Below are 2911 nucleotides of genomic sequence, written 5' to 3'. Positions count from 1 at the left end.
TTTAAAATATTGAATTACAAAAAGCAAAAATCACGGATTAGATCTCTTCAAAAATATTTTTGTCATTTCTATTAAATAATAAACTCTAAAAAAGAAATAAATAGAAAGAAAATTTAAAAAGAATCAAATCAACAATCAATAGATTTTTATTGTTTTATGACTTAATTTTTTAAATCAAATGCAGCACTTTTTTGAAAAGACTTAAACAGGTAATTTTCGATCTAAACATTTTCTAAGTTAATTTTTTTGTTAATCTGCTGATCTTCTAGAATGTTCATTTTTCGTCTTTGGAAGATAACGTCTGATTAAAACGAAGGTGTTCTCATTTATTTCATATGCTTTTAGAGCATGGGCCTATGTGAAATAGGCATTGGACGGAATGTAAAATAGGTTGAGGCTAATTATGTTGAACAGCTGGCGTAGCTTTAGTTTACAAGGAGGGATTTAGGTGAAAGCAGCAGTCGTCTTTTTTTTCTCGGTCAGGGGAGAATTTCGTTGGTGGGAAACGCCAAATGATCACGATCGGCAATACGGCAATCGTGGCCCAAAAAATCGCCAGTCAGTTGAAGCTCGAACCGATCGAGTTAAAAGCACTTGAAGCGTATCCCGCTAGTTATGATGAAACAGTCCGACGAGCAGAAGCTGAAAAAAGCTTGCCAAACGAGTGGCTTATCAGCCTTTTGAGTTGGAACGTTCAAAACTTGAGGCTCTGTTTCTAGGCTATCCTAATTGGTGGGGCAGTTATCCGCAAATCGTCGCGACTTTTTTAGCTGACTTTGAAACAACAGGGCTGGACATCTATCCTTTTTGTACTCATGAAGGCAGTGCGCTTGGCAGTAGCCTAGTTGATTTGAAAAAATCATGTCCAGCTGCGACCATCCAAACAGGACTTCCCATTCGAGGTTCCTGTGCTGAACAGTCTGAAGCCGCCGTCAAAAATTGGTTAGCATCTTGGCGGTGAAAAATTTAGGAATGGAGGAATGTACGATGGCAAAACATGAAGAAGTAAAACAAGGTGTCATTTTTCCAAGTGGAGCAAAAAATGACGCTTTCGCTCAATATTTTATTGGCCAAAGTTATTTACAAGGTTTAGTTTCTGATCCTGAAATTAGTGTGGGGGTCTCAAATGTAACTTTTGAACCTGGTTGCCGCAATAATTGGCACATTCATCATGCTGGCTTTCAATTATTATTAGTAACAGGTGGCGAAGGCTGGTATCAAGAAGCCGGTCAGCCAGCACGCTTTTTAAAAGCTGGCGATGTGGTGGTGACTCACGATGGCGTGAAACATTGGCACGGTGCGACAAAAGACAGTTGGTTTGAACATATTGCTATTACAGCCGGTACTCCCGAATGGCTCGAACCGGTGGATGATGACTGGTATGAAAAATTAGCCAATCCAGCGAATTAATTGAAAAACGAAAGGAGCCGAGTCAAATGAAAAAACAAACTGCTGGCAGAGAACAATTAGGAGAATTTGCTCCTCAATTTGCAGCCTTGAATGATGATGTTTTGTTTGGAGAAGTGTGGGCTAAAGAAGCTGAACTATCCGCCCATGATCGAAGTATGATTACGTGCGCGGCATTATTAGCGCTGGGGGCACCGCAACTAGAAGCTCATTTGAAGATCGCAAAAGAAAATGGCGTCACTAAAGAAGAGATCACTGCTTTGATCACGCATTTAGCTTTTTATGCAGGCTGGCCTAAAGCGTGGAGTGCCTTTTCAATGGCAAAAGAAATTTTTGTCTGATCCACTGGGTTGAAAGTTGAAATAAGTAAAACAAATACGATATGGTTGAAGCAAGAGTTTTATATTTAATTTTGATTGGAAGGAGCAGACAAGTATGATTTTACAAGAAACGTATCCGTTAAATAATGGGGTCAAAATCCCTAAAGTCGGTTTTGGCACTTGGATGATCGATGACGAGAATGTGGTTCAAGCGGTGAAAGATGCGCTGGCACTCGGATATCGTCACATCGATACCGCTCAAGCTTATGAAAATGAACGCGGAGTGGGCGAGGCGATTCGAACAGCGGGCATTGATCGTTCAGAGCTTTTTGTCACGACTAAAGTAGCCGCTGAACATAAAACTTATGAAGCTGCCGCCCAGTCAATTGACGAGTCGTTAGAAAAATTAGGCTTAGATACGATCGATTTAATGATCATTCATGCGCCACAACCATGGGCAGAATTTAGAGAAGCAAACTATGATGCAGGTAATGTTGAAGCTTGGCGAGCATTAGAAGACGCGTATCAAGCAGGCAAGATCCGGGCGATAGGCTTATCGAATTTCAATCAGCACGATGTCGAAAATATTTTGGCTCATGCTACGATCAAACCAGCTGTCAATCAAGTGTTGGCGCACATTTCAAACACACCGTTTGACTTGATCGATTATTGCCAGCAACAAAATCTGTTAATCGAAGCGTATTCACCTGTCGGACACGGTGAATTATTGAAAAATGCTGAATTGAAAAAAATGGCTGAAAAGTATCACGTCAGTGTTCCGCAATTAGCGATTCGCTACTGTTTAGCATTAGGTCTGTTGCCGTTACCAAAATCAGCAAACAAAGCGCATATCAAAGCGAATAGCGAGCTGGATTTTGAACTAACGGCTGAGGATCTAGAACAATTGAAAAAATTCAAACCGATTGCCGATTATGGGGATTCAAGTCAGTTCCCAGTGTACAATAAAAAATAAGCGCTAGGGCAGATCAAGATGCGAAGCTAAGCAGCGTTTGATCATGCCTAGCCAAATCAAAACCAGGGAACGAGCCAGTTTTAGTGGCTCTTTGTCAACTAGTGTTGGTAGAGTGAAATCAGTAGAATATTACAAGCGGCTAGGCAGCTCTTCTGTCTAGCCGTTTGTTTGTCGTTAGTTTTAGTTTTCTAAAATACTTTCCTCTGTATAA

5 protein-coding genes are annotated in these 2911 nt (G+C 40.6%); all 5 read left to right on the top strand.

From position 1 onward, the window contains the following. The first annotated feature begins 512 nt into the window (after window positions 1-512). The 5 genes from GVJ38_RS14375 to GVJ38_RS13970 all read left to right on the top strand — a co-directional run bounded on the left by GVJ38_RS14375 (window position 513) and on the right by GVJ38_RS13970 (window position 2700). Window positions 513-719, top strand: a complete 207-nt coding sequence (locus GVJ38_RS14375) for a hypothetical protein (RefSeq protein WP_235032923.1) — start codon at window positions 513-515, stop codon at window positions 717-719. Further along, a complete protein-coding gene (locus GVJ38_RS14370; protein WP_235032922.1) occupies window positions 686-961 on the top strand; it encodes a flavodoxin in 276 nt (91 codons plus the stop codon). Before GVJ38_RS14375 ends, GVJ38_RS14370 begins: the two co-directional genes overlap by 34 nt. Window positions 962-987: 26 nt before the next feature. Continuing rightward, window positions 988-1410: a cupin domain-containing protein gene (locus tag GVJ38_RS13980; RefSeq protein WP_159723805.1), complete on the top strand. Its 423-nt coding sequence runs from the start codon at window positions 988-990 to the stop codon at window positions 1408-1410. Window positions 1411-1436: 26 nt separating this feature from the next. Next, a complete protein-coding gene (locus GVJ38_RS13975; RefSeq protein ID WP_159723804.1) occupies window positions 1437-1748 on the top strand; it encodes a carboxymuconolactone decarboxylase family protein in 312 nt (103 codons plus the stop codon). 94 nt (window positions 1749-1842) lie between these two features. Then, on the top strand, window positions 1843-2700 hold the full coding sequence (locus GVJ38_RS13970) for an aldo/keto reductase (RefSeq protein WP_159723803.1): 858 nt from the start codon (window positions 1843-1845) through the stop codon (window positions 2698-2700). Window positions 2701-2911 lie beyond the last annotated feature (211 nt).

Origin of the sequence: Enterococcus sp. CSURQ0835 (genome assembly GCF_902706605.1) — a bacterium.
Taxonomy (GTDB): Bacteria; Bacillota; Bacilli; order Lactobacillales; family Enterococcaceae; genus Enterococcus_A.
Note: the sequence above shows the minus strand (reverse complement) of the source record. Positions and strands in the feature narration are given on the sequence as shown.

Coding starts and splice junctions, on each gene's coding strand:
- GVJ38_RS13975 (WP_159723804.1), top strand. CDS start 1,437: ATGAAAAAACAAACTGCTGGCAGAGAACAATTAGGAGAATTTGCTCCT.
- GVJ38_RS13970 (WP_159723803.1), top strand. CDS start 1,843: ATGATTTTACAAGAAACGTATCCGTTAAATAATGGGGTCAAAATCCCT.
- GVJ38_RS13980 (WP_159723805.1), top strand. CDS start 988: ATGGCAAAACATGAAGAAGTAAAACAAGGTGTCATTTTTCCAAGTGGA.
- GVJ38_RS14375 (WP_235032923.1), top strand. CDS start 513: ATGATCACGATCGGCAATACGGCAATCGTGGCCCAAAAAATCGCCAGT.